The organism is Mesorhizobium humile, assembly GCF_033977215.1.
In the GTDB taxonomy this organism is placed as follows: Bacteria; Pseudomonadota; Alphaproteobacteria; order Rhizobiales; family Rhizobiaceae; genus Mesorhizobium; species Mesorhizobium humile.
In genome coordinates this window covers 97,550-119,213 of sequence record NZ_JAVIIV010000022.1, presented here as the reverse complement: position 1 = coordinate 119,213, position 21,664 = coordinate 97,550, and the positions used below count along the sequence as shown (strand labels likewise).

Sequence of the window (21,664 nt, the reverse complement as noted above, 5' to 3'; positions counted from 1 at the left end):
CTTTAGGTCCTTTGTTTGATGCATGTCGTTGCCGCAAAACCGAGGTCACTTTTGCGCGACATGCATTAGGTTCGGACAACGGCATTCCCTCTAAAATTGTATAGATTCGTGGTTAATCGGTACGGTTAAACGGCCTTTAACCTTTGCAACTCATTATCCACACCCGAGGTCAATCATCTTCGGGCGGAGTCGTCCCGAGGCTTCTTAGGGGTGACAGAATGTTCAAGACAGCAAGAATGGCATTGCTTGCCGCGCTGTTCGCGGGGATAGCCGGACCGGCTCTCGCCGCCGATCTCGCGGAACCGCCGCCGGTCGAGCCGGCACCGCCGCCGGTCGTCGAAGCTCAGCCCGTTGATGTCGGCGGCTGGTATATCCGCGGCGACATCGATTATCACTGGTCGCGCTTCGGTGGCGGCGACTACATCACCTACGGCGCCGCGCCCCAGATCCAAGGCAGCTTCGCCAGCGGCTCCCTCAAGGGTGCCTTGTCTGCCGGCGCCGGTATTGGCTATCAGGTGAACCAGTATTTCCGCACCGATCTCACCGCAGATTGGATGGGCAAGTCGAACTTCCGCGGCTCCACCGACGGCTTCTGCAGTGGCGGCACCGTAGCTTGCGTCTCCACCGATACCTCGTCTTATTCGGCGCTGCTGCTGCTCGCCAACGCCTATATCGATATCGGTACCTGGCACGGCGTCACGCCCTACGTCGGCGCCGGTATCGGCGGCGCCTGGGTCAAGTGGGACACGCTTCACAACAGCGATCTAGACGGCGACTTCTTCCACCAGGGCGGCAAGGGCTGGCGCTTCGCCTATGCGCTCATGGCCGGCGCTTCCTACTGCCTGACCGACCGCGTCAAGCTGGACGTCGGCTACCGCTACAGCCACATCAATGGCGGCAAGATGTTCGAATACGCTTCGGACAGCAATGTCGGCCCTGGCTACGACCGAGGCATCAACGTTCATGAAGTGCGCGGCGGCCTCCGTTACCAGTTCGGCGGCCAGTCCGACTGCGCTCCGCCGCCGGAGCCCTATCAGCCGGAACCAGAACCGATCTACACCAAGTAATCGCCTTCACTGTCCCGAAATTCGCAAGCCGCCCGGCACCAGCTGGGCGGCTTTCGTTTTTTATCGCGGCTAAAATCCGATCGAAATCAATTCGGTAACCGGATGTTATCCTTAACCCGCACTTAACCACTATGGTTAACAATGCTCTTGAAAACGGCAGCTGTGCTCGCGTTCGCGACTGGCGCCAACTTCAGGAGCCGGGGACCATGACATTAAAATCGCGTATCGCACTGGCGCTCGCCGCAATCGTGCTGATGCCGGCGACACAGGCGGTTTCGGCCGATTACGATCCGCCGGTCTATGCCGACCAGGCGCCGGACTATCAGCCGGTCGAGGTCGGCTCGGGCTGGTACCTGCGCGGCGACGTCGCTTATCTGCCGCAGAAGAGCTTTAAGAACGGGGATTTCACCTTCCCGCCAACGATCACCAACAATAAGAGTTTCAGCGAGAGCGAAGACGCCGTCTTCGGCAGCATAGGCTTCGGATATCACTTCAACGATTACCTACGCGCCGATCTCAATCTCGGTTATTTGCCCGGCAACCAAGCCAGCTTCAGCTATGACGACACAGCGACCGCGACGCCGTCGGCCGTCGGGTTCGGAAACCTGAAGAACTATGCGTTCTCAGGCATACTCAACGGCTATGTCGATCTTGGTACATATGTAGGCATCACGCCTTATGTTGGAGCCGGCATCGGTGTTGTTCGCAGCACGCGCAAGCTTTCGGCCAGGTACACCGATATCAATGACTCCGCCAATAACTTCACCGTCGAGGATAACAAATCTCGGTACTCTCTCGCCTATACGTTGAATGCTGGCCTTGCCTATCAGGTGTCCAAGAACGTGCTGGTCGACCTCGGATACCAATATTTCTCCGCCCCCGATGCGGAATACGTTACCGCCGCAAGCCTTACCTCCTTCCCTATCCACAAGGGCATCAGCAATCATCAGGTCAAGCTCGGGCTGCGCTACGATCTCTGGTAGGCGAAGCAGGCAGGACGTGTCGAACGGTGGACCCAAGGGTCCGCCGTTTCATTTCGAATCCAGCTCCACGACACAGGGATTTTGAAGGGTTGCCGTTTGTCTTGGCGCAAGATTTCCGTGAAATCAGCGCAAGCGCCGGGGATTGGCTGAAGCCGCCCCAACCTCGTCATTCTATGGCGGAGCAAGGAGCGAAGCGACGCGGCGCAGACCATAGAATCCATTCCGTGACTTGGAAGCGTTGCTGCAATGCAGAATTCTGCTCCGCTGCACTTCTTGGCGAAGGTAACGGCATGGATTCCAGGGTCTTCGCGACGGAGCTTCGCTCCTGCTCCGCCCTGGAATGACGATCGCAATGGGTGTTTCGGCCAATCTCCAAGGCATGCCACTTGCCAACGCAAATAGAGCCGGCCGGTCAAAATCCCTGAACTAGACGCTGAGCAAGGGAATATGCTGACAGCGACAAAGACTTTGCTCTTGACGCCGACAGCCTGAGCGCATATCGCCATCCGTGGGCCACCCCTCCCCAACGAGGGGCCACTATCTGGAAGGATAGACCACGATGACGACACCTACCAAGCCCGGACTCCGTCCGGCAAATCCCAACTTCTCCTCAGGTCCCTGCGCAAAACGCCCCGGCTGGTCGGTCGAGGCGCTGTCGAAGGCCGCGCTCGGGCGCTCACATCGCGCCAAGATAGGCAAGGCGAAGCTCGAGCAGGCGATCGAGCTGACGCGCGAAATCCTCAAGGTTCCAGCGGATTACCGCATCGGCATCGTGCCGGCGTCGGACACCGGCGCGGTCGAGATGGCGCTGTGGTCGCTGCTCGGCGAGCGCGGCGTCGACATGGTCGCCTGGGAAAGCTTCGGCTCCGGCTGGGTGACGGACGTCGTCAAGCAGCTCAAGCTCGCCGATGTGCGCAAGTTCGAGGCCGGCTACGGCCAACTGCCCGACCTGACCCAGGTCGACTTCGACCGCGACGTCGTCTTCACCTGGAACGGCACGACATCCGGCGTGCGCGTGGCGAACGGCGATTTCATTCCGGCGAACCGCAAGGGCCTGACCATTTGCGACGCCACCTCGGCGGCGTTCGCGCAAAGGCTCGATTTCGAAAAGCTCGATGTCGTCACCTTCTCCTGGCAGAAGGTGCTGGGCGGCGAGGGCGCGCACGGCATGCTGATCCTCAGCCCGCGCGCCGTCGCCCGGCTGGAGACCTACAAGCCGGCCTGGCCGCTGCCGAAGATCTTCCGCCTGACCTCGGGCGGCAAGCTGATCGAAGGCATCTTCAAGGGCGAGACCATCAACACGCCGTCGATGCTGTGCGTCGAGGACTATCTCGACGCGCTCCACTGGGCGAAGTCGATCGGCGGGCTCGAGGCGCTGATTGCCCGAGCGAACGCCAATGCCGCTGTGCTCGACCGGTTCGCCGACAAGTCGGCGTGGCTCGGCCACCTTGCCGTCGATCCGGCGACGCGCTCGAACACGTCCGTGTGCCTCTCCTTCACCGATCCTGACGTGTCGGCGCTCGATGCCGACGGGCAGGCGGCCTTCGCCAAGGGCATCGTGTCCGCCCTCGACAAGGAAGGCGTCGCCTACGACATCGGCTCCTATCGCGATGCGCCGCCCGGCCTGCGCATCTGGTGCGGAGCCACCGTCGAGACCGCCGATCTCGAAGCGCTGCTGCCCTGGCTCGACTGGGCCTTCGCCACGCAGAAGGCGTCGCTCAAGGCAGCGGCCTGAAATCCGTGGCGGCCTCCGGCCGCCACCTTTTCCGACACATCCAATCCCCTTCAAGGAGGCCGCCATGGCGCCCCGCGTTCTCGTTTCGGATAAACTTTCCACCACCGCCGTGCAGATCTTCAAGGACCGCGGCATCGAGGTCGACTACCTGCCCGATCTCGGCAAGGACAAGGAAAAGCTTCTCGAGGTGATCGACCAGTATGATGGCCTCGCCATCCGATCGGCGACCAAGGTCACTGAGAAGCTGATCAATGCCGCCAGCAGGCTCAAGGTCGTCGGCCGCGCCGGTATCGGCGTCGACAATGTCGATATCCCGGCCGCCAGCCGCAAGGGCATCATCGTGATGAACACGCCCTTCGGCAATTCGATCACCACGGCCGAGCATGCGGTCGCCATGATCTTCGCGTTGGCGCGGCAAATCCCGGAAGCCAATGCCTCCACCCATTCGGGCAAGTGGGAAAAGAACCGTTTCATGGGTGTCGAGATCACCAGCAAGACGCTGGGCGTGATCGGCTGCGGCAATATCGGCTCGATCGTCGCCACGCGCGGCGTCGGGCTGAAGATGCATGTGATCGCCTTCGACCCGTTCCTGTCGGACAGCCGCGCCGAGGAGCTCGGCGTCCAGAAGGTCGAGCTCGACGAACTGTTCGCCCGCGCCGACTTCATCACCTTGCACACGCCGCTGACCGACAAGACGCGCAACATCATCAACGCGGCGGCGATCGCCAAGATGAAGGACGGCGTGCGCATCATCAACTGCGCGCGCGGCGGACTGGTCGTCGAGGCGGACCTGGTCGCGGCGCTGAAGAGCGGCAAGGTGGCGGGCGCCGGCATCGACGTGTTCGAGGTGGAGCCGGCCGAGCAGAACCCGCTGTTCGGCATGGACAATGTCGTGGCGACGCCGCATCTCGGCGCCTCGACCACCGAGGCGCAGGAGAATGTCGCGCTGCAGGTCGCGGAGCAGATGAGCGACTACCTGATCAAGGGCGCGGTCTCCAATGCCATCAACATGCCTTCGATCACCGCCGAGGAGGCGCCGCGGCTGAAGCCTTTCGTCAAGCTCGCCGAAGTGCTCGGCGCCTTTGTCGGCCAGGTCACCGAGGATCCGATCAAGGAGGTCGAGATCCTGTTCGACGGCTCGACCGCAACGATGAACACGCGCGCGCTGGTGAGTGCTGCCCTTGCCGGCCTCATCCGGCCGCAGGTCTCCGACGTCAACATGGTGTCGGCGCCGATCATGGTGAAGGAGCGCGGCATCATCGTCGCCGAGGTCAAGCGCGACAAGTCGGGCGTGTTCGACGGCTACATCAAGCTCACCGTCACGACCGAGCACAGGACGCGCTCGATCGCCGGCACCTGCTTCTCCGACGGCAAGCCGCGCTTCATCCAGATCAAGGGCATCAATCTCGACGCCGAGGTCGGCCAGCACATGCTCTACACCACCAATGCCGATGCGCCCGGCATCATCGGCCTGCTCGGCACCGTGTGCGGCGAGAACGGCGTCAACATCGCCAACTTCCAGCTCGGCCGTAACCGGCCGGGCGGCGATGCGATCGCGCTGCTTTATCTCGACGCGCCCTTCCCGGAAAAAGTACTGGAGCAGGTGCGCGCGCACAAGTCGATCGACTCGGCGAAGCGGCTGCGCTTCGACGTCGGCGGCGAGTAATCCTCGACTGACATGAAAAAACGCCCCGTCTGCATCAGCGGGCGGGGCGTCAATGGATCGAAGTTGCTGACGGCTGCTTTGCGCATGGCGCGAGATATCATCCCGACTGCAACACTGCTCGGCTGCCGCTGTATTCGGCAAGCGCAATGCCGCCGAGGACAAGTGCCAGCGCGAAAGCCTGATAGGCCTGAAACTGCTCGCCGACGATCAGCACTGAAAGCAGCGTGCCGAAGATCGGCACCAGGTTGATGAACAGGCCGGCGCGGTTGGCGCCGATCAATTCGTTGCCCTTGATGTAGAGGACCTGCGAGACGACCGAAGCGCCAAGCGCCGTATAGAGCGTGAGCGCCCATCCACGCGCGTCCGGCACGATGACGCGGCCCGACGCGACCTCCCAGAGCAAGAAGGGCAGGGAGATCAACAGCGCGGCGATCGACAGCGCCAGCATGAAACTTTGCCAGCGGATTGCCGGCTTGAGCCGCAGCCCCACCGAATAGAGGCTGTAGCAAAGCACCGCGACAAGCATGATGGCGTCGCCGAAGTTGAGGTCGAGCTTCAGGAGCTGGCCGAGGTCGCCATGGCTGGCGGTCAGCGCGACGCCGACGATGGTGAGGATGACGCCGACGATCTGGAGGGGCTGCACGCGCAGCCTGAAGAGCACAAAATTGGCCAGGATGATGACGATCGGAATGGCTGCCTGCTCGATCGAGACGTTGATGGCGGTCGTGTAGTTGAGCGCCGTGTAGAAGATGACGTTGAAGATGGTGAAGCCGCAGGCGCCGAGGCCGGCAAGCAGCTTCCAGTGGCTGCGCACTACGGGCCAATCCTCGCGCAGCGTCCGCCAGCCGACGGGCAGCAGGATCAGCACCGCCATCACCCAGCGCAGGAACACCAGCGTCATCGGCGAGACATGGCCGACTGCAAGCTTGCCCGCCACCGAATTGCCGCCCCACAACAGCATGGTCGACAGAAGGAACAGATAGGCGGCTCGATGCATGGAGGTTCCGGCCCCGCAGGATGTTCGAGGGTTCAGGCCGGCCTAGAGTGGTGGCGGCGGCAAGTAAATGATGCGAAGGCCGGAATTTGTTGTGCCTGGATCAGGTTGACGTTTCGGCGGCGCCGTCATTTCGATCCAACTCCTGGCTGGGGCATGGTCTTTTGCGAAAGCCGGCTCCCGCTTTCGGGGGTATGCTCCAAGGATGGTTTCGGCGGCAAAGAAAGGGTCGCGCCGGCCTGCGCTTGACGCTATAGAGGCCTGTCGTTTCAGGCCGCCCGCGCGGCATTTCAAGGGAAAAGAACATGGCCAATGTGGTGGTCGTCGGCTCGCAATGGGGCGACGAAGGCAAGGGCAAGATCGTCGACTGGCTGTCGGAACGGGCCGATGTGGTCGTGCGCTTCCAGGGCGGCCACAATGCCGGCCATACGCTGGTCGTCGACGGCAAGGTCTACAAGCTTTCGCTGCTGCCCTCGGGCGTGGTGCGGGAGGGCAAGCTTTCGATCATCGGCAATGGCGTGGTGTTCGATCCGCATGCTTTCGTCGCCGAAGCCAAGAAGCTCAAGGAACAGGGTGTGGAGGTCACGCCGGAGCGCCTGAAAATAGCCGAAAACACCGCGCTTATCCTGTCGCTGCACCGGGAGCTGGACGGATTCCGCGAAGACGCCGCCTCGAATTCCGGAACCAAGATTGGCACGACCCGCCGTGGCATCGGCCCCGCCTATGAGGACAAGGTGGGCAGGCGCGCGGTGCGGGTGATGGATTTGGCGGATTTGGAAACGCTCCCGTTGAAGGTCGACAGGCTGCTGACGCACCACAACGCCCTGCGCCGCGGGCTCGGCCATGCGGAAGCGACGCATGAGGCGATCATGCAGGAGCTGACCTCGGTGGCCGCCGAGATCCTGCCCTACATGGACCGCGTCTGGAAGGTGCTCGACGACAAGCGTCGCGCCGGCGAGCGCATCCTGTTCGAGGGCGCGCAGGGCACGCTGCTCGACATCGACCACGGCACCTATCCTTTCGTCACCTCGTCCAACACGGTCGCGGGTCAAGCCGCCGCCGGCGCGGGCGTCGGCCCCGGCGTCATCGGCTACGTGCTCGGCATCACCAAGGCCTATACGACGCGCGTCGGCGAGGGACCGTTCCCGACCGAGCAGAAGAACGAGATCGGCGAGTTCCTCGGCACGCGCGGCCATGAGTTCGGCGTGGTCACCGGCCGCAAGCGCCGCTGCGGCTGGTTCGACGCCGTGCTGGTGCGCCAGGCCGTCGCCGTCAACGGCATCAAGGGCATCGCTCTGACCAAGCTCGACGTGCTCGACGGGCTGGACGAGATCAAGGTCTGCACGGGCTACAGGCTCGACGGCGAGACGATCGACTACCTGCCGGCCAGCCAGGGCGCGCAAGCGCGGGTCGAGCCCATTTACGAGACCCTCGAAGGCTGGAAGGGAACCACGGCCGGCGCCAGAAGCTGGAACGATTTGCCGGCGCAGGCCGTCAAATATGTCCGCTATATCGAGGAGCTGATCGGCGCCCCGGTGGCGCTGCTTTCCACCAGCCCCGAGCGGGACGACACAATACTTGTGACCGATCCGTTTCAAGACTAGTTTCACAGCCCTTCCCGGCGCTATGGCTGATTTGCGGCCGGGCGGGAAAAGAATGCAGGTCACCTGACGCATGGCAGATTTCGTTAGTGTTCTGAAAAAGCAGCTCGCGAAGAAGGACGAACCTTCGTTCGAGATGCGCAAGCAGATATACGACGGTGCCCGCGCGGTGCTGGCGAAGAAGCTCGCCGAGTATTCTCCGCCGCTTGCGCCCGATGTCGTCAGCAAGCAGAAGCGCTCGCTGGAAGACGCCATTTCCAGCGTCGAGCGCGACTACGTCAAACGCCCTCCGGCCGAGGATCCGCTGGCGGAGCTGGAGCATATCTTCTCCTCCATCGATCGCAACAAGAACCAGCCGAGCCACTCCCGCCAGCCGGCGGCGCCTGAGCCCGCCCAGCCGGATCCGTTCAAATCCGAGCCGTTCAAGCCGGCGCCGGCGCCGGCCAGGACGGAGCCAAGCTGGCAAAGCGCGCCGAAGGCGGAGCCGGCGCGGCAAATCCCTACGAAGACCGAGCCGGCCTGGCAGAACACGGCAAGGACGGAACCGAACTGGCAGACCGCGCCAAAGGCGGAGCCAGCCTGGCAGAAGCCGCCGCCGCCGATGCCTTCGCCGCGTGACGACGATGTCGGCCTTGCCGGCATGGACGCCGCCGATGCCGATGACGGCGGCGACGTCTTTGCCAATGACGAGCAGCCGGCCGATACCTTCCAGCGCCTGCGGCCACAGCCGCCGCAGCGCAAGCGCAGCTATGGCGGCTTGATCGCCGCCGTCATCGCGCTCCTGGTGCTGGCCGGCGGCGGCTACGGCATATGGCTGAACAAGAATGCGTTCGGCTCGCTCTTCGGCCTTGGCGCCGGTGGCAGCAAGACGGTCTCGACCGAGCCGCTGGTCAAGCCGGCTCCGGCCAAGCCGGCGACTGAGACGGCGGCGGCGCCGGCTGCGTCCGGCACCGGCGAGACTGCCGACACGACCAAGTTCACGCAGCGCCTGACATCCGAGGGCAAGGAGACCGATCCCGGTCCGGCCGGCGGACAGGCCACGATCGGCGAAGGCGAATCCGTCGCGGCGCTCACCTCGCGGCCGCCGGCGGCGCCAGCGACGACCCCGCCTGTTGCGGCCACGCAAACGCCCGCGGCACCTGCCGCGGGAGCAACGCCGGCTGCGCCGGCGACCGACGCCGCCAATCCGACGCCGCCCGCGGCCGGAGCCCCACCACCAGCTGCTGCGGCAACGCAGCCCGCGGCCGGCACCACACCGCCGGCGGCTGGAACAACTCCGCCTGCCGCGGGCACGACGCCAGCTGCGCCCGCGCCGGCGACAGCCGAAGCGACCCTGCCGGTCGGCCAGAAGGCGATCTTCTATGAGGAGCGCACCAGCACCCAGCAGGGCACGGCCGAGCCGGGCAGCATCGTCTGGTCGCTGGTGCAGGAATCGCCCGGCGGCGATCTGCCGCCAGAGCCGGCGATCCGCGCCGAGGCGACGATCCCGGGCAAGAACCTCCAGCTGCGCATGACGATCCGGCGCAACGCCGACCAGACCTTGCCGGCCAGCCACATCATCGAAATGATTTTCCTGACGCCGAAAGACTTCGACGGCGGCGGCGTCGACGGCCTTCTGCGCATCGCCATGAAGAGCTCGGAGCAGGATGCCGGCAGCCCGCTGATCGGCCTCCCGGCCAAGATCGGCGACGGCTTCTTCCTCGTCGCGCTCAACGACACCAAGGCCGACGAGGACGCCAACCTGACGCTGCTGAGGGGGCAGGCGTGGATCGACGTGCCGGTGGTCTACAAGACCGGACGCCGCGCGCTGCTCACCATGGAAAAGGGCATCCCGGGCGAAAAAGTGTTCGACGAGGCGCTGAAGGCCTGGGCGGCGAAGACGTCGGGGTGAAGTTAAAGGCGCGCCTTAAAGCCTTGAAAGAGCATGTCGAGCGCAGCGACGATATCGTCGTGGTGGCTCGTAAGATTGGTTCGATTTTCACCCAGTTCGGTCGCCGCAACCGTGGCAATCAGGTGGGTGGCCATCACCATCTTCCGGCCGTTGATCTCGAAAACCGGATGCAGCTTGCGCATTGGCGAAGGTGCCGAGGTCAGCGGCAGAAGCGGAACGACCACGCGAGTCTTGAAGTGGTCGAGCAGGTCGGATTGAACGTCGAGCAGATAGCCGCCTTCGATGCTGCTGGCGAAGACGTCATAGCGCGCCATTAGAATTGCCGATGTTCGGCGAGCGGGATGCCGTGCTTGTCGACATAGTCGTTCCAGGCGACCATCGTCGCGCGGTTTTCAAGCTTCCATAGCCGCGTTTTCTCCGCAGCAACCGCTTCCGCTATGCCGGCCTCCGCGGCACGCGATACATTCACGTTGAGCCCCTTGGCTTCCGCCATGAGTTGAGAATCGATAGACAGGTTAGCCGGTTGGCGGACTGCGTTCGGCGCTATCTTGCGCATGATGGTGTCCTCATTATGCGCATATCTTATGCGCACGCCGCCGTTTTTGCAACGAAGACAGCGCTACCCCTCCATCTCCTCCCGCAGCATCTCCAGCTCCAGCCACTCTTCCTCGAGCGCGGCGAGCGTGGTGCGTTCCTTGTCGAGCGCGGCGATGGTCTTCTGGAACGAGGTCGGGTCGCGCTCGTAGAAGGACGGGTCGGCGATGTTGTTTTCCAGCCGCGAGATAGAGGCCGTCACCGCCTCGATCTTCTTCGGCAGCGAATCCAACGCGAATTTCTGCTTGAACGAGAGCTTTCTTGCGGGGCCCTTAGGCGATGGCTGTTCGGCTTTCGATCCAGCCTCGCCTGCCTCGGTTTTCGACCTTGCCTTGCGATCCTCCAGCTTGGAACCGCCGCGCTGCGCCAGCATGTCGGAATAGCCGCCGGCATATTCGATCCAGCGGCCGTTGCCGTCCGGCGCGATCACGCTGGTGACGGTGCGGTCGAGAAAATCGCGGTCGTGGCTGACCAGGATCACGGTGCCGGCAAAGCCCGCTACCAGTTCCTGCAGCAGTTCCAGCGTCTCCATGTCGAGATCGTTGGTCGGCTCGTCGAGCACCAGCAAGTTCGCCGGCCGTGCCAAGACCCGGGCCAGCAGCAGCCGCGCGCGCTCGCCGCCGGAAAGCTCGCGCACCGGCGTGCGCGCCTGCTCCGGTTTGAACAAGAAGTCCTTCATGTAGGAAACGACATGGCGCTGCTCGCCATTGATGACGAGGTTCTCGCCGCGCCCGTCGGTCAGGTAATGCGCCAGCGTCTCGGCCGGGTCGACGGCCTCGCGCTTCTGGTCGAGCGTCGCGATCTCGAGATTGACGCCGAGGCGCACGGTGCCGGCGTCCGGCGCCAGCTCGCCGGTCAGCATCTTCAAAAGCGTCGTCTTGCCGGCGCCGTTCGGGCCGACCAGGCCGACGCGGTCGCCACGCTGGATGCGGGTCGAGAAACCCTTGATCACGGTGAGGTCGCCAAAGCTCTTGTCGATGGCCTTGGCCTCGATCACCAGCTTGCCGGATTCGGCCGCGTCGCTCGCCACCATGGTCGCTGTCCCCTCGGCGCCGCGGTGGCTGCGGAAACGCTGGCGCATGGTCTGCAACTCGCCGAGGCGGCGCATGTTGCGCTTGCGCCTGGCGGTCACGCCGTAGCGCAGCCAGTGCTCCTCGCGCACGATCTGGCGGCCGAGCTTGTGCTGCTCGCGTTCCTCCTCTTCCAACACCTGGTCGCGCCATTCCTCGAAATGGGCGAAACCCTTGTCCAGTCGCCGCGTCTGGCCGCGGTCGAGCCAGACGGTGGCGCGCGTAACGCGCTCGAGAAAGCGGCGGTCGTGCGAGATCAGGATGACGGCCGAGGAAGTTCGGGCAAGCTCCTCTTCCAGCCATTCGATGACTGAAAGATCGAGATGGTTGGTCGGTTCGTCGAGCAGCAGGATGTCGGGTTCGGGCGCCATCACGCGGGCAAGGGCGGCGCGGCGCGCCTCGCCGCCGGAAAGGTCGTTCGGCCGCTCCTCGCCGGTCAGCCCGAGATGTTCCATCAGATAGGTCGCGCGATGCGGATCGTCGGCCGGACCGAGGCCCGCCTCGACATAGGCGCGCACGTCGGCGAAGCCGTCCATGTCGGGCATCTGCGGCAGATAGCGGACCGTGGCCGAGGGCTGGCGGAACACTTCGCCGTCCTGCGGCTCGATCATTCCGGCTGCGATCTTGAGCAGGGTCGACTTGCCCGAGCCGTTGCGGCCGACCAATGCGATCTTCTCGCCGGCGGATGCGCTGAGCGCCGCGCCGTCTAGCAGCGGAGTGCCGCCGAAGGACAGTTTAATGCCGTCGAGGTTGAGAAGTGGCGGCGCCATCTGGAAATGTCAGCTTTCAGGAAGAGGGTAGGGGTGGGCCAGAAGCAGCGCGCGGCCACGCTCCAGCGCGATGCCAAGCTGCCCTTTGACCTCGTTTGATATAGTGAGCGAGGAGCCGAACGCCACCTCGACGCGGTCGAGCGGCCATTTGGCGCCCGTGACCGTCAGGCCGGACAGATCGGAGAAGCCGAGCACCGAAAACAAGGTGCCGTCGGCATAGTCGAAACCGGCGCTGCCCGGCAGGACGGGGACGCCTTCCTGCGCCCCGCTGGTCAGCAGTATCGTCGTACCCGCTTCGGCGAGCCGAAGCCCGAGCGCCAGATGCAGGAAGGCATGGTCGGCGCGCTTGCCGCCGAAGGCTCCGGCCAGCACCAGGCTGGTGGCGCCGCGCTGGAGCGCTTCGGCTATGGCGAGCTCGCCATCGGTCATGTCCTTCTCGGCCGGGAATACCTTGCGCGGAACGGCGGCTAGGTCCTTTGGGAGGTTCGCCGGCACCGAGTCGAAATCGCCGACCCAGATCTCCGGCAGCAGTCCGAGCATGCGTGCATGGCCGATGCCGGCGTCGGCGGCGATGACGCGCGAACCCTCGATCTGGCGTTCGAGCCGGGGCGTGCGGATAAGCTCGCCGCCAAGCAGGATGGTGAATGTGCCCATGGCCGTCGCCCTTACCAGCCCTCCAAGCGAAACGGAAGCCGGATGGCCCCAGGTTCGGTTGCGAGCCTGCTGCCGGGAACATTAGCTGCCCGGCAAACTTCCGCTTGCGCGCCGCTTCGGCCGGGCCTATCTGTCGAAACGCTCTAACGGGGTGCCGGACGTGATCCGGCTGAGAGGCGATCAAGCCAACCCGCTGAACCTGATCCGGTTTGTACCGGCGGAGGGATTAGACGTTTCGGACCATCCGACGCCTCAATTCCTTGTCACTCGAACGAAGGAGGCGCCGATGCGCTCGATATTGTCACGTCTGATACTGGCAACAGGCTTAGTTTCGCTGCTGGCGGGCGTTGCGCCCGCCGAGGCGAAGGACAGGCTCACCGTCTACACCTATGAAAGCTTCACCGCCGACTGGGGTCCCGGTCCCGCGGTGAAGAAGGAATTCGAGGCCGAATGCGGCTGCGATCTCGAATTCGTCTCGGTGGCCGACGGCGTTGCGTTGCTCAACCGCGTCAAGCTCGAAGGCGCCGGCACCAAGGCCGATATCGTGCTCGGCCTCGACACCAACCTGACGGCGGACGCCAAGGCGAGCGGCCTGTTCGCGCCGCATGGCGAAGTGGCCGGCATCAACGTGCCCGGCGGCTGGAGCGACGACACGTTCGTGCCTTTCGACTATGGCTATTTCGCCGTCGTCTATGACACGGAGAAGCTAAAAGTCCCGCCGAAGAGCCTGAAGGAGTTGGTCGAGGATACCGGCACGGACAAGATCGTCATCCAGGATCCGCGCACCTCGACGCCTGGCCTCGGGCTGCTTTTGTGGGTGAAGTCGGTCTATGGCGACAAGGCGCCGGAAGCCTGGGCCAAGCTCAAGCCGAAGGTCCTGACGGTGACGCCCGGCTGGAGCGAGGCCTACGGCCTGTTCACCAAGGGCGAGGCGCCGATGGTGCTGTCCTACACCACATCGCCGGCCTACCACATGGTGGCCGAGAACACCGAGCGCTACCAGGCAGCCTCCTTCGAGGAAGGCGAGTACCTGCAGATCGAGGTGGCCGGCATCACCACGACGGGGGCGAAGAACCCGCTGGCGCAAAAGTTTATCGCCTTCATGACCGGGCCGAAATTCCAGGACATCATCCCGGAAACCAACTGGATGTTCCCGGCGGGCAAGACCGACAAGCCGCTCAACCCGGCCTTCGACAAACTGGTCAAGCCGACCAAGACCTTGCTGTTCAGCCCGGAGGAAGTCGCCGCCAACCGCAAGGCCTGGGTGGATGAGTGGCTGGCTGTGATGAGCAAGTAGATTTTCGATGCTTGCGCCAAGGCCCCCCTCTCTGTCCTGCCGGACATCTCCCCCTCAAGGGGGGAGATTGGCAGCTTTGGCGCCTTGCTCAATCCTGCGGCATTGGAGATTGGCGAAAGCCCGCGTGACGTCTGATCTCCCCCCTAGAGGGGGAGATGGCCGGCAGGCCAGAGAGGGGCGCGAAGGAACGCGGCGCCCGCTAGCTCGAACCCAAAGGGTGCAGCGTGCAACCCACGCCGCGCCCTGACTCCCGCATCACCGCCGGCATTGCCGCACTCGCGGCCATCGCCATCCTCATCGGCGGCGCTTTCGCCGGCCTCGCCCTCGAAGGCATGCAGGATCTCTCCGGCGCCGCCGCCGCCTTCGACGGCTATCTCCTGCGCGTCGCCCGCTTCACGCTCTGGCAAGCGGCTCTGTCGACGCTCTTATCGGTCGCGCCGGCGCTGCTGGTCGCGCGCGCCCTGTCGCGACATCCGGCCTTTCCCGGCCGTCGACTGATCCTGCAGCTGTTTACCGTGCCGCTGGCCTTGCCGGCGATCGTCGCCGCGCTCGGTATCCTGGCGCTCTATGGTCGCGCCGGGTACTTTGCCGGCGCTTTCGCCAGGCTCGGCGGCGGGGATTGGCCGGGGATCTACGGCCTCTCCGGCATCCTGGTCGCGCATGTCTTCTTCAACCTGCCGCTAGCCACGCGCCTCTTCCTCGAGGCGCTGGGCACCATTCCCGCCGACCAGTGGCGGCTGGCGAGCCAGCTCGGCATGGGCGCCCGGCCGGCCTTCCGGCTGATCGAATGGCCGGTGCTGCGCGCGGCCCTGCCGGGGATTGCCGGGCTGGTCTTCATGCTCTGCATCACCTCCTTCACCATCATATTGACGCTGGGCGGGGGGCCGGCCGCGACGACGCTGGAGGTCGCCATCTACCAGGCGCTGCGCTTCGATTTCGATCCCGCGCGCGCCGTGGTGTTGACGCTGCTGCAGATCGCACTCACCTTTGTCGTGGTCGTCGCGCTCACGCGGCTCGGCGCCAACACGGTCGGCGACGCCAACCTGCCGGTGGTATCGCGCCGCTACCTTTCGGTGGGCCGGATCGAAAGTGTGCTGAACGTCGGCCTCATCGTGCTTGCCCTGCTGTTCGTCGCCGGACCGATGCTTGCGACCGTGCTTTCAGGCTTTCAGGCCGATCTCGGCCGGCTGGCGGGTGAAGCGGCGGTGCGCCGCGCGACGCTGACCAGCGCGGGCCTCGCTTTGCTTGCGGCGCTGCTCGGCGTGACGTTGTCGCTGGCGCTGATCGCGGCGCGGCGCGCGCTGGCCCTGCGGCGCCGGGCGGGCGGCGCCATGGGCCTGCTCGAACACGCCGCCGACACCGGTGCCGGCTTCGTGCTCGTCGTGCCTCCGATCGTGCTTGGCGCAGGCTGGTTCCTGGCGCTGCGCCACGTCACCGATGTCTTTGCCGTCGCGCCAGTCATGGTCGTCGCCGTCAACGCGGTGATGGCGATGCCCTTTGCCATCCGCGCCATTCGTCCCGCCTATGACGCGGCGAGCGAGCGCCACGAGCGCCTTTGCGTGGCGCTCGGCATATCCGGCTGGACCAGGCTCAGCCTGATCGACTGGCCGTCGCTCAGACGGCCCCTGGCCACCGGCTTCGCCTTCGCCATGGCGCTGTCGCTCGGCGATCTCGGCGTGATCGCGCTGTTCGGCAGCGATTCCGTGCAGACCTTGCCCTATCTGCTTTTGGCGCGCATGGGCAGCTACCGGACAGCCGACGCCGCGGGACTTGCCTTGCTGCTCGGCCTGGTCTGCCTGATGCTGGTGTTTGCCGCCGACTGGCTGGGGCGGGAAGGAAAGTCATGACGACCATGGACGGCACCGCCACGCAAAAGGGCCTCACCGTCGCCCTGGATGGCGTCTCGTTCAGCTATGGCGAGGCCTCCTTCCGCTTCGACGCCGAATTCGAGGCCGGCAGGATCACCGCCATCATGGGGCCGAGCGGCTCCGGCAAGTCGACGCTACTCAATCTGATAGCCGGCTTCGAAACGCCCGATGCGGGCAAGGTGCTGATCGCCGGCGTCGATCTCGGCGACACACCGCCTTCGGCGCGGCCGGTGTCGATGGTGTTCCAGGAAAACAACTTGTTTGCGCATCTTTCCGTGGAAGCCAATGTCGGGCTCGGCCGCTCGCCGTCGCTGAAACTCGGCGACGCCGATCGCGCCGCCGTCACCAAGGCGCTGGCGCGGGTTGGCCTTGCCGGCAAGGAAAAGCGGCTGCCGCGCGAGCTATCCGGCGGCGAGCGGCAGCGCGTGGCGCTGGCGAGGGTGCTGCTGCGCGACCGGCCCGTCTTGCTGCTCGACGAACCTTTCGCATCGCTCGGCCCGGCGTTGCGCGACGACATGCTAGACCTTATGGCCGGCATCCATGCCGAGCGCGAAATGACGGTGCTGTTCGTCACCCATCAGCCGGAAGATGCGCGCCGCATCGGCCAGGACGTGGCATTTCTCGACGAAGGCACGATCGCGGCAATTGGGCCGGCCGACGATTTCTTCGACCGGTCTGGACCGGACGCCTTCCGGCGCTATATCGGCGATCGAGGCGGCACCGTTGCCGGATCACAACACATTGCCCGGAAGCGGACATAATTTACGGCCAAACCGGCAACGGGCGATCCGGCGTTTGCTTGCCTTGTCCGGGGGAGTGTGGCTAGGTCCGGCCATGCTGGTCCGGCGGGGCCGTGATTTGCCGAAAGATTTCGAAAGGAAGCCGATCTGTCGACCGGCGCTGAGAAGGTTTGGATGAGGCCGCTGGCACGATTTTTCGCGTTGGCGGGCGTTGCCGTGGCGCTGGCCAGCTGCCAGATGTTCACGCCGCCGGACGTGCAGGAAAGCGGCTTCCAGCCTTCCGACAAGCCGATCACCGTCGACAATGTGGTCGCCAACGCCAAGCTCGCCGAAATGGCGAAAGCGCAGCATCCGCGCATTCTTGCCACTTATGGCGGCGAATATTCCGACCCCAGGCTCGAGCGCATGGTTGCCAAGGTCGTCGGCAATCTCACCGTGGTGTCGGCCAACCCGACCCAGACCTATCGCATTACCATCCTCAACTCGCCCAACGTCAACGCCTTCGCGCTGCCGGGCGGTTATCTCTATGTGACGCGCGGCCTGCTGGCGCTGGCCAACGATTCCTCCGAGCTTGCCGCCGTCATCGCGCATGAGATGGGCCACGTCACCGCGAATCATGGCTTGCAGCGGCAGCAGCTCGAGGCCGAGGAGGGCCTGGCGACCAAGGTGGTTTCCGATGTGCTCGGCGACAGCCCGACCGCCAAGGCTGCGCTCATCCGCGGCAAGCTTCGGCTCGCGCAATTCTCGCGCAACCAGGAGCTGCAGGCCGACGCCATCGGCATCAAGTCGATCGGCGAGGCGGGCTACGATCCCTATGCCGCCGGCCGCTTCCTGCAGTCGATGTCGGCCTATACCGATTTCCGCTCGGTGAGCGGCGCAACCGACGCCAGCCTCGACTTCCTGGCGACGCACCCCAACACGCCGCAGCGCATCGAGCTGGCGCAGCGTCTTGCGCGCAATTTCGGCCCGCCCGGCTTCGGCACGCGCGACCGCGACGCTTTCCTCGCAGGCATAGACGGCCTGCTTTACGGCGACACGCCCGAGGAAGGCTATGTGCGCGGCCAGACCTTCATGCATCCCAATCTCGGTGTCTCCTTCACCGTGCCGGACGGTTTCGTCATCGACAATTCGGCGGCCGCCGTCACCGCGACCGGGCCGGGCGACATCGCCATCCGTTTCGACGGCGTGGCGATCGATAAGTCGGTGTCGCTCACCGACTACATCCGCAGCGGTTGGGTGGCCGGTCTCGAGGACGCCAGCGTGCGCCAGGAGACGATCAACGGCAACGATGCGGCGATGGCGCATGCCACCGCGCAAGGCTGGCAGTTCGATATCGCGGTGATCCGCGCCGGCGGACAGGTCTACAGGCTGCTGACGGCCGCGCCCTCGGCCAGCACCGCGCTGGACCCGGTCGCGCGCTCGGTCAGCGGTTCGTTCCGTGTGCTGAGTCCAGCCGAGAAGGCGGCGCTGAAGCCGCTGCATATCAGGGTCGTCACTGTCCAGGCCGGCCAGACCATGGGCTCGCTCGCAGCGCAGATGGTCGGCGTCGACCGCAAGCTCGATCTCTTCCGCGTGCTCAACGCCATGTCGCCCGGCGCGACGGTGTCGTCCGGCGACAAGGTCAAGATCGTCACCGATAGGTAGGACAGCCCGTCGGGGCGGCTTGCGGCCGCGACCTGGGTCGACGCTTCGGCCGATCCCAGGTTTTTGTCGCCGCCACCATCACAAGTCAGCACTGCCACTGGTGCTGTCGCCGGTGTTCCTGCTGGGTTGATCGGAATGATCGCCGCCATTGCCGCGCCAGGGCGCTGGTTCGATTGGTGCCAAAGGGGCCTTTGGCGTGTTCGGCGGCGGCGGCGCAGGGGTGCGGACCACTTTTACCTTCGTGACCACTTTCGTGACAACCTTGGGCTTGCACACGGCGACTGTCTGGGTGCTCCACTTCGGCGGAAGCCCAAGAATACCCATCGAATATACCTCTTGCCGCTCCATGCCTGCCCTGAGGAAAGCCAAGGCGCGGGCCGGGTCGGCGGGCACGCCGTTGCGGCCTTCCTGGAAGATCAGAGCAAGCTCCTTCATGGCGTCGACATGCCCCATCGCCGCTGCCTGGAGCAGCAGGTCCAGTCCCTTGCCGGTGTCGCGCTCGACACCGAGGCCATTGAACAAGGCTCGTCCCCAGGCGGCCATGGCGTAGGGGTCTCCCTTATCGGCCGCGGTCGAATAGAGGCCGTTCGCCTTCGATGTGTCGACAGCCGATCCGGACGAGGCGATGGAGCCGAGCGCGAACAGGGCGCGGATATGTCCCTTGTCCGCGGCCTCCTGGATCGCTTGCCTGGCTTCGTCGATCCTGCCCGACGCCAGCAGCACCCGCCCCAGCTCGTAACGGAAGCGCGCAATGTCGGGGTAGGACTTCACCGCCGCCTCGCAGGTCTCGACAGCCCCGCCGCCGATCTCGTTCGGCAACCGGCCCGAGACGACGCCCTGCAGGTCGAGCGGCTCGCCGGCAGCCTGGTCGCAAGGGTCTACGTCCGGCGACAGTTTCACCGTCGCCTGCTTGGCTGCGTTGCCCACGCGAATCTCGAAGCCGACTTCGACGGGAGCGGCCGAACCGATCTGCGGCTCGTAGCGCAGATTGTCGACCTCGGCGGCCATCAGGCTCGATTGCGGCGACAGGACGCGATCCGGCAGGGACAGCGTTCCGGTCGCCGGGTAGCTCGCAAGCTTGAGGCTGATCGAGGCATCCTTGGCTGGAAGATCGAGCTTCAGCGGAACCGGACCGACGCCGACCGGGACGCGGATGTCGCGACTTCCAATCGCTTCGGCGGCATCGGCGACCTGGATTCCGCGCTCCGTCACCTGCTGGTTCTGCTGCGCGTCGAGCGGCGGCGGCGCTGGTTGCTCCGCCCCACGCATCAGCACGACATCGTCGATGAGCGAGGAGTTCTCCCACGGAACCTGCTTGCCGTTGGTGGCCTTGACCACGTCGCGGCGCACGGCCGCCATGACAGAGCGTATCTCCTGGTCCGGCGCCAGCGCGCGGCGCGAGAAGGATGACGAGAACGGGCTGAGGTCGCCGGACCCGTCATAGGCGACTGCACCCGGCTCGGTGGCAAAGGCAATCAGCGTGTTCTGCGACCCTGTCACCTGCGCAAGCCCGCTGCCGCCGGCGACGATCAATTGGTCGCGCAGCCAATAGTCCTTGCGCGGGAAGGGATTGTTGCGACAGGCGTCGAGGATGATCATCTGGACTTTCGATCTCGACCGCAGTTGCCGCAATATGTCGTCGACCTTGATGGCCTGGACTTCCATGTCGGCCGCATCTTTCAACGACGCATCGACCGGGATCAGGAAATTCTCGCCGCCGATCTGGAAGCCGTGGCCCGAATAGTAGACGACCGCGAGATCGGCGCCGTCTGCCGCCGCCAGATAGTTGCGGAACCGCTCTTCGAACTGAAGCCGGGTCAGGTCCTTGGCCGCGAACACCTCGAAGCCGGCCAGCCGGAATGTCTTCGATACATCCTCTGCGTCCTTGTCCGGGTTCTTGAGCGCCGGGATTTCGCGGTATTCGGAATTGCCGATCACAAGGGCGACCCTTCGATCGGCACGAGCGTCCAGCGTCGTAAAGGCCACGAGGACCAGGGCCGCAAGGAACATACAGCATCGCAGCATGGCAATCCCCCATCTGTTGGCATCTGGAGGCTTCAAAGAGGCCAATTGCGACGCAATGGTCTGTTAAAGACCTCACAATCCAGAAGTATGGATGAAGGAAAATTGCCTCGATGGCGATATTTTCTTATTTACTAAATAACTTATTGTCGAATTCGAGCGCTCATTAGCTCAGGCGGCTTCCGCCAGGAATTCCGGATTCTGTTTTACCAGCGCCAGCTTCAACTTTTCCATGGCGCGGGCTTCGATCTGGCGGACGCGCTCCTTGGAGATGCCGAGCTGTTCGCCAAGCGCTTCCAGCGTGGCGCCGTCGTCGCTCAGCCTGCGCTCCTCGATGATGCGAAGCTCGCGGGCGTTGAGAGCGCCGAGCGCGCTCTTCAGCCAGACGGCCCGGCGCTGGATGTCGATCCGGTCGCCGACGATCTCGTCGGGGAGCGGGTCTTCGGAGACCAGGAAATCCATCCGCTCGGCGGCACCGTTCTCGTCGGCCAAAGGCGCGTTGAGCGAACTGTCGGGCGAGGAGAGGCGTGAATCCATCATCGCCACGTCGGCTTCCGGAACGCCGAGTGCGGCCGAGACCTCGCGATAGAGCGTTGCATTGGAGAGCGGCTCGGCGCCGTTGGCAAGGCGGGCGCGCAAACGCCGCAGGTTGAAGAACAGCGCCTTCTGCGCCGAACTGGTGCCGCCGCGCACGATCGACCAGTTGCGCAGGATGTAGTCCTGCATGGAGGCACGGATCCACCACGTGGCATAAGTCGAGAAACGCACTTCGCGTGCGGGCTCGAAACGGGCGGCCGCCTCGAGCAGGCCGACATGGCCCTCCTGGATAAGGTCGCCGAGCGGCAGGCCGTAATGGCGGAATTTCGAGGCCATGGAGATGACCAGGCGCATATGGGCGACGGTGATCCTGTGCAGCGCGTGCTGGTCGTTCTCTTCCTTCCAGCGGAGCGCAAGCACATGCTCCTCGTCGCGCTCGAGATAGGGAGCCTTCATTGCCGCCCGGACCAGTGTCCGTCCTGCCGCGTCCTCGATCATGCCGGCTCCTTTTGGCGGTGATTGCGCTTATGG

Annotated in this window: 17 protein-coding genes and 1 riboswitch; of the genes, 10 read left to right on the top strand and 7 right to left on the bottom strand. The window is 64.7% G+C overall.

Translation table 11 applies throughout. The annotated features are described in order from the left end of the window. Positions 1 to 218 precede the first annotated feature (218 nt). The 4 genes from RFM52_RS26875 (at position 219) to serA (ending at position 5,451) form a co-directional block, all read left to right on the top strand. Positions 219 to 1,067 (top strand): outer membrane protein, encoded by an 849-nt coding sequence (locus RFM52_RS26875; RefSeq protein WP_320296455.1) that lies wholly within the window; start codon positions 219 to 221, stop codon positions 1,065 to 1,067. Positions 1,068 to 1,273: 206 nt separating this feature from the next. Further along, positions 1,274 to 2,050 (top strand): outer membrane protein, encoded by a 777-nt coding sequence (locus RFM52_RS26870; RefSeq protein WP_320296456.1) that lies wholly within the window; start codon positions 1,274 to 1,276, stop codon positions 2,048 to 2,050. 559 nt (positions 2,051 to 2,609) lie between these two features. Further along, on the top strand, positions 2,610 to 3,785 hold the full coding sequence (locus RFM52_RS26865; protein ID WP_320296457.1) for a phosphoserine transaminase: 1,176 nt from the start codon (positions 2,610 to 2,612) through the stop codon (positions 3,783 to 3,785). A 64-nt stretch (positions 3,786 to 3,849) separates the two neighbouring features. After that, a complete protein-coding gene (gene serA, locus RFM52_RS26860) occupies positions 3,850 to 5,451 on the top strand; it encodes a phosphoglycerate dehydrogenase (RefSeq protein WP_320296458.1) in 1,602 nt (533 codons plus the stop codon). 97 nt (positions 5,452 to 5,548) lie between these two features. Here serA and RFM52_RS26855 read toward each other — a convergent pair whose 3' ends face one another. Continuing rightward, on the bottom strand, positions 5,549 to 6,448 hold the full coding sequence (locus tag RFM52_RS26855; RefSeq protein WP_320296459.1) for a DMT family transporter: 900 nt from the start codon (positions 6,446 to 6,448) through the stop codon (positions 5,549 to 5,551). Positions 6,449 to 6,750: 302 nt separating this feature from the next. Here RFM52_RS26855 and RFM52_RS26850 point away from each other — a divergent pair, with 302 nt between their 5' ends. Both RFM52_RS26850 and RFM52_RS26845 read left to right on the top strand, forming a co-directional pair. Then, a complete protein-coding gene (locus RFM52_RS26850; protein ID WP_320296460.1) occupies positions 6,751 to 8,049 on the top strand; it encodes an adenylosuccinate synthase in 1,299 nt (432 codons plus the stop codon). Positions 8,050 to 8,119: 70 nt separating this feature from the next. After that, positions 8,120 to 9,937 carry a hypothetical protein gene (locus tag RFM52_RS26845; protein ID WP_320296461.1) on the top strand — a complete coding sequence of 606 codons (1,818 nt, stop codon included), beginning with the start codon at positions 8,120 to 8,122 and terminating at the stop codon, positions 9,935 to 9,937. Positions 9,938 to 9,939: 2 nt separating this feature from the next. Here RFM52_RS26845 and RFM52_RS26840 read toward each other — a convergent pair whose 3' ends face one another. The 4 genes from RFM52_RS26840 to RFM52_RS26825 all read right to left on the bottom strand — a co-directional run bounded on the left by RFM52_RS26840 (position 9,940) and on the right by RFM52_RS26825 (position 13,025). Further along, on the bottom strand, positions 9,940 to 10,251 hold the full coding sequence (locus tag RFM52_RS26840; RefSeq protein WP_320296462.1) for a CcdB family protein: 312 nt from the start codon (positions 10,249 to 10,251) through the stop codon (positions 9,940 to 9,942). Then, on the bottom strand, positions 10,251 to 10,493 hold the full coding sequence (locus RFM52_RS26835) for a type II toxin-antitoxin system CcdA family antitoxin (protein ID WP_320296463.1): 243 nt from the start codon (positions 10,491 to 10,493) through the stop codon (positions 10,251 to 10,253). The genes RFM52_RS26840 and RFM52_RS26835 overlap by 1 nt, the downstream gene beginning before the upstream one ends. A 63-nt stretch (positions 10,494 to 10,556) precedes the next feature. Beyond that, complete coding sequence (locus tag RFM52_RS26830) at positions 10,557 to 12,371, bottom strand: ABC-F family ATP-binding cassette domain-containing protein (protein WP_320296464.1); 1,815 nt, start codon at positions 12,369 to 12,371, stop codon at positions 10,557 to 10,559. A gap of 9 nt (positions 12,372 to 12,380) precedes the next feature. Then, a complete protein-coding gene (locus RFM52_RS26825) occupies positions 12,381 to 13,025 on the bottom strand; it encodes a thiamine diphosphokinase (RefSeq protein WP_320296465.1) in 645 nt (214 codons plus the stop codon). Between the two features lie 137 nt (positions 13,026 to 13,162). After that, positions 13,163 to 13,268, top strand: a riboswitch (TPP riboswitch). A gap of 43 nt (positions 13,269 to 13,311) precedes the next feature. Here RFM52_RS26825 and thiB point away from each other — a divergent pair. The 4 genes from thiB (at position 13,312) to RFM52_RS26805 (ending at position 18,574) form a co-directional block, all read left to right on the top strand. Further along, positions 13,312 to 14,322, top strand: a complete 1,011-nt coding sequence (gene thiB, locus RFM52_RS26820; protein WP_320296466.1) for a thiamine ABC transporter substrate binding subunit — start codon at positions 13,312 to 13,314, stop codon at positions 14,320 to 14,322. 224 nt (positions 14,323 to 14,546) lie between these two features. Further along, on the top strand, positions 14,547 to 16,169 hold the full coding sequence (thiP, locus tag RFM52_RS26815) for a thiamine/thiamine pyrophosphate ABC transporter permease (protein WP_320296467.1): 1,623 nt from the start codon (positions 14,547 to 14,549) through the stop codon (positions 16,167 to 16,169). Then, on the top strand, positions 16,166 to 16,951 hold the full coding sequence (thiQ, locus tag RFM52_RS26810) for a thiamine ABC transporter ATP-binding protein (RefSeq protein WP_320296468.1): 786 nt from the start codon (positions 16,166 to 16,168) through the stop codon (positions 16,949 to 16,951). The genes thiP and thiQ overlap by 4 nt, the downstream gene beginning before the upstream one ends. Positions 16,952 to 17,104: 153 nt before the next feature. Beyond that, on the top strand, positions 17,105 to 18,574 hold the full coding sequence (locus RFM52_RS26805) for a M48 family metalloprotease (RefSeq protein ID WP_320296469.1): 1,470 nt from the start codon (positions 17,105 to 17,107) through the stop codon (positions 18,572 to 18,574). 78 nt (positions 18,575 to 18,652) lie between these two features. On the opposite strand, the gene RFM52_RS26800 is transcribed toward RFM52_RS26805, so the two are convergent. Both RFM52_RS26800 and RFM52_RS26795 read right to left on the bottom strand, forming a co-directional pair. After that, entirely contained in the window at positions 18,653 to 20,599 is a 1,947-nt protein-coding gene (locus tag RFM52_RS26800; protein ID WP_320296470.1) for a caspase family protein, read from the bottom strand. Positions 20,600 to 20,767: 168 nt separating this feature from the next. Continuing rightward, entirely contained in the window at positions 20,768 to 21,631 is an 864-nt protein-coding gene (locus RFM52_RS26795) for an RNA polymerase factor sigma-32 (RefSeq protein WP_140645832.1), read from the bottom strand. Between the last annotated feature and the right edge of the window lie 33 nt (positions 21,632 to 21,664).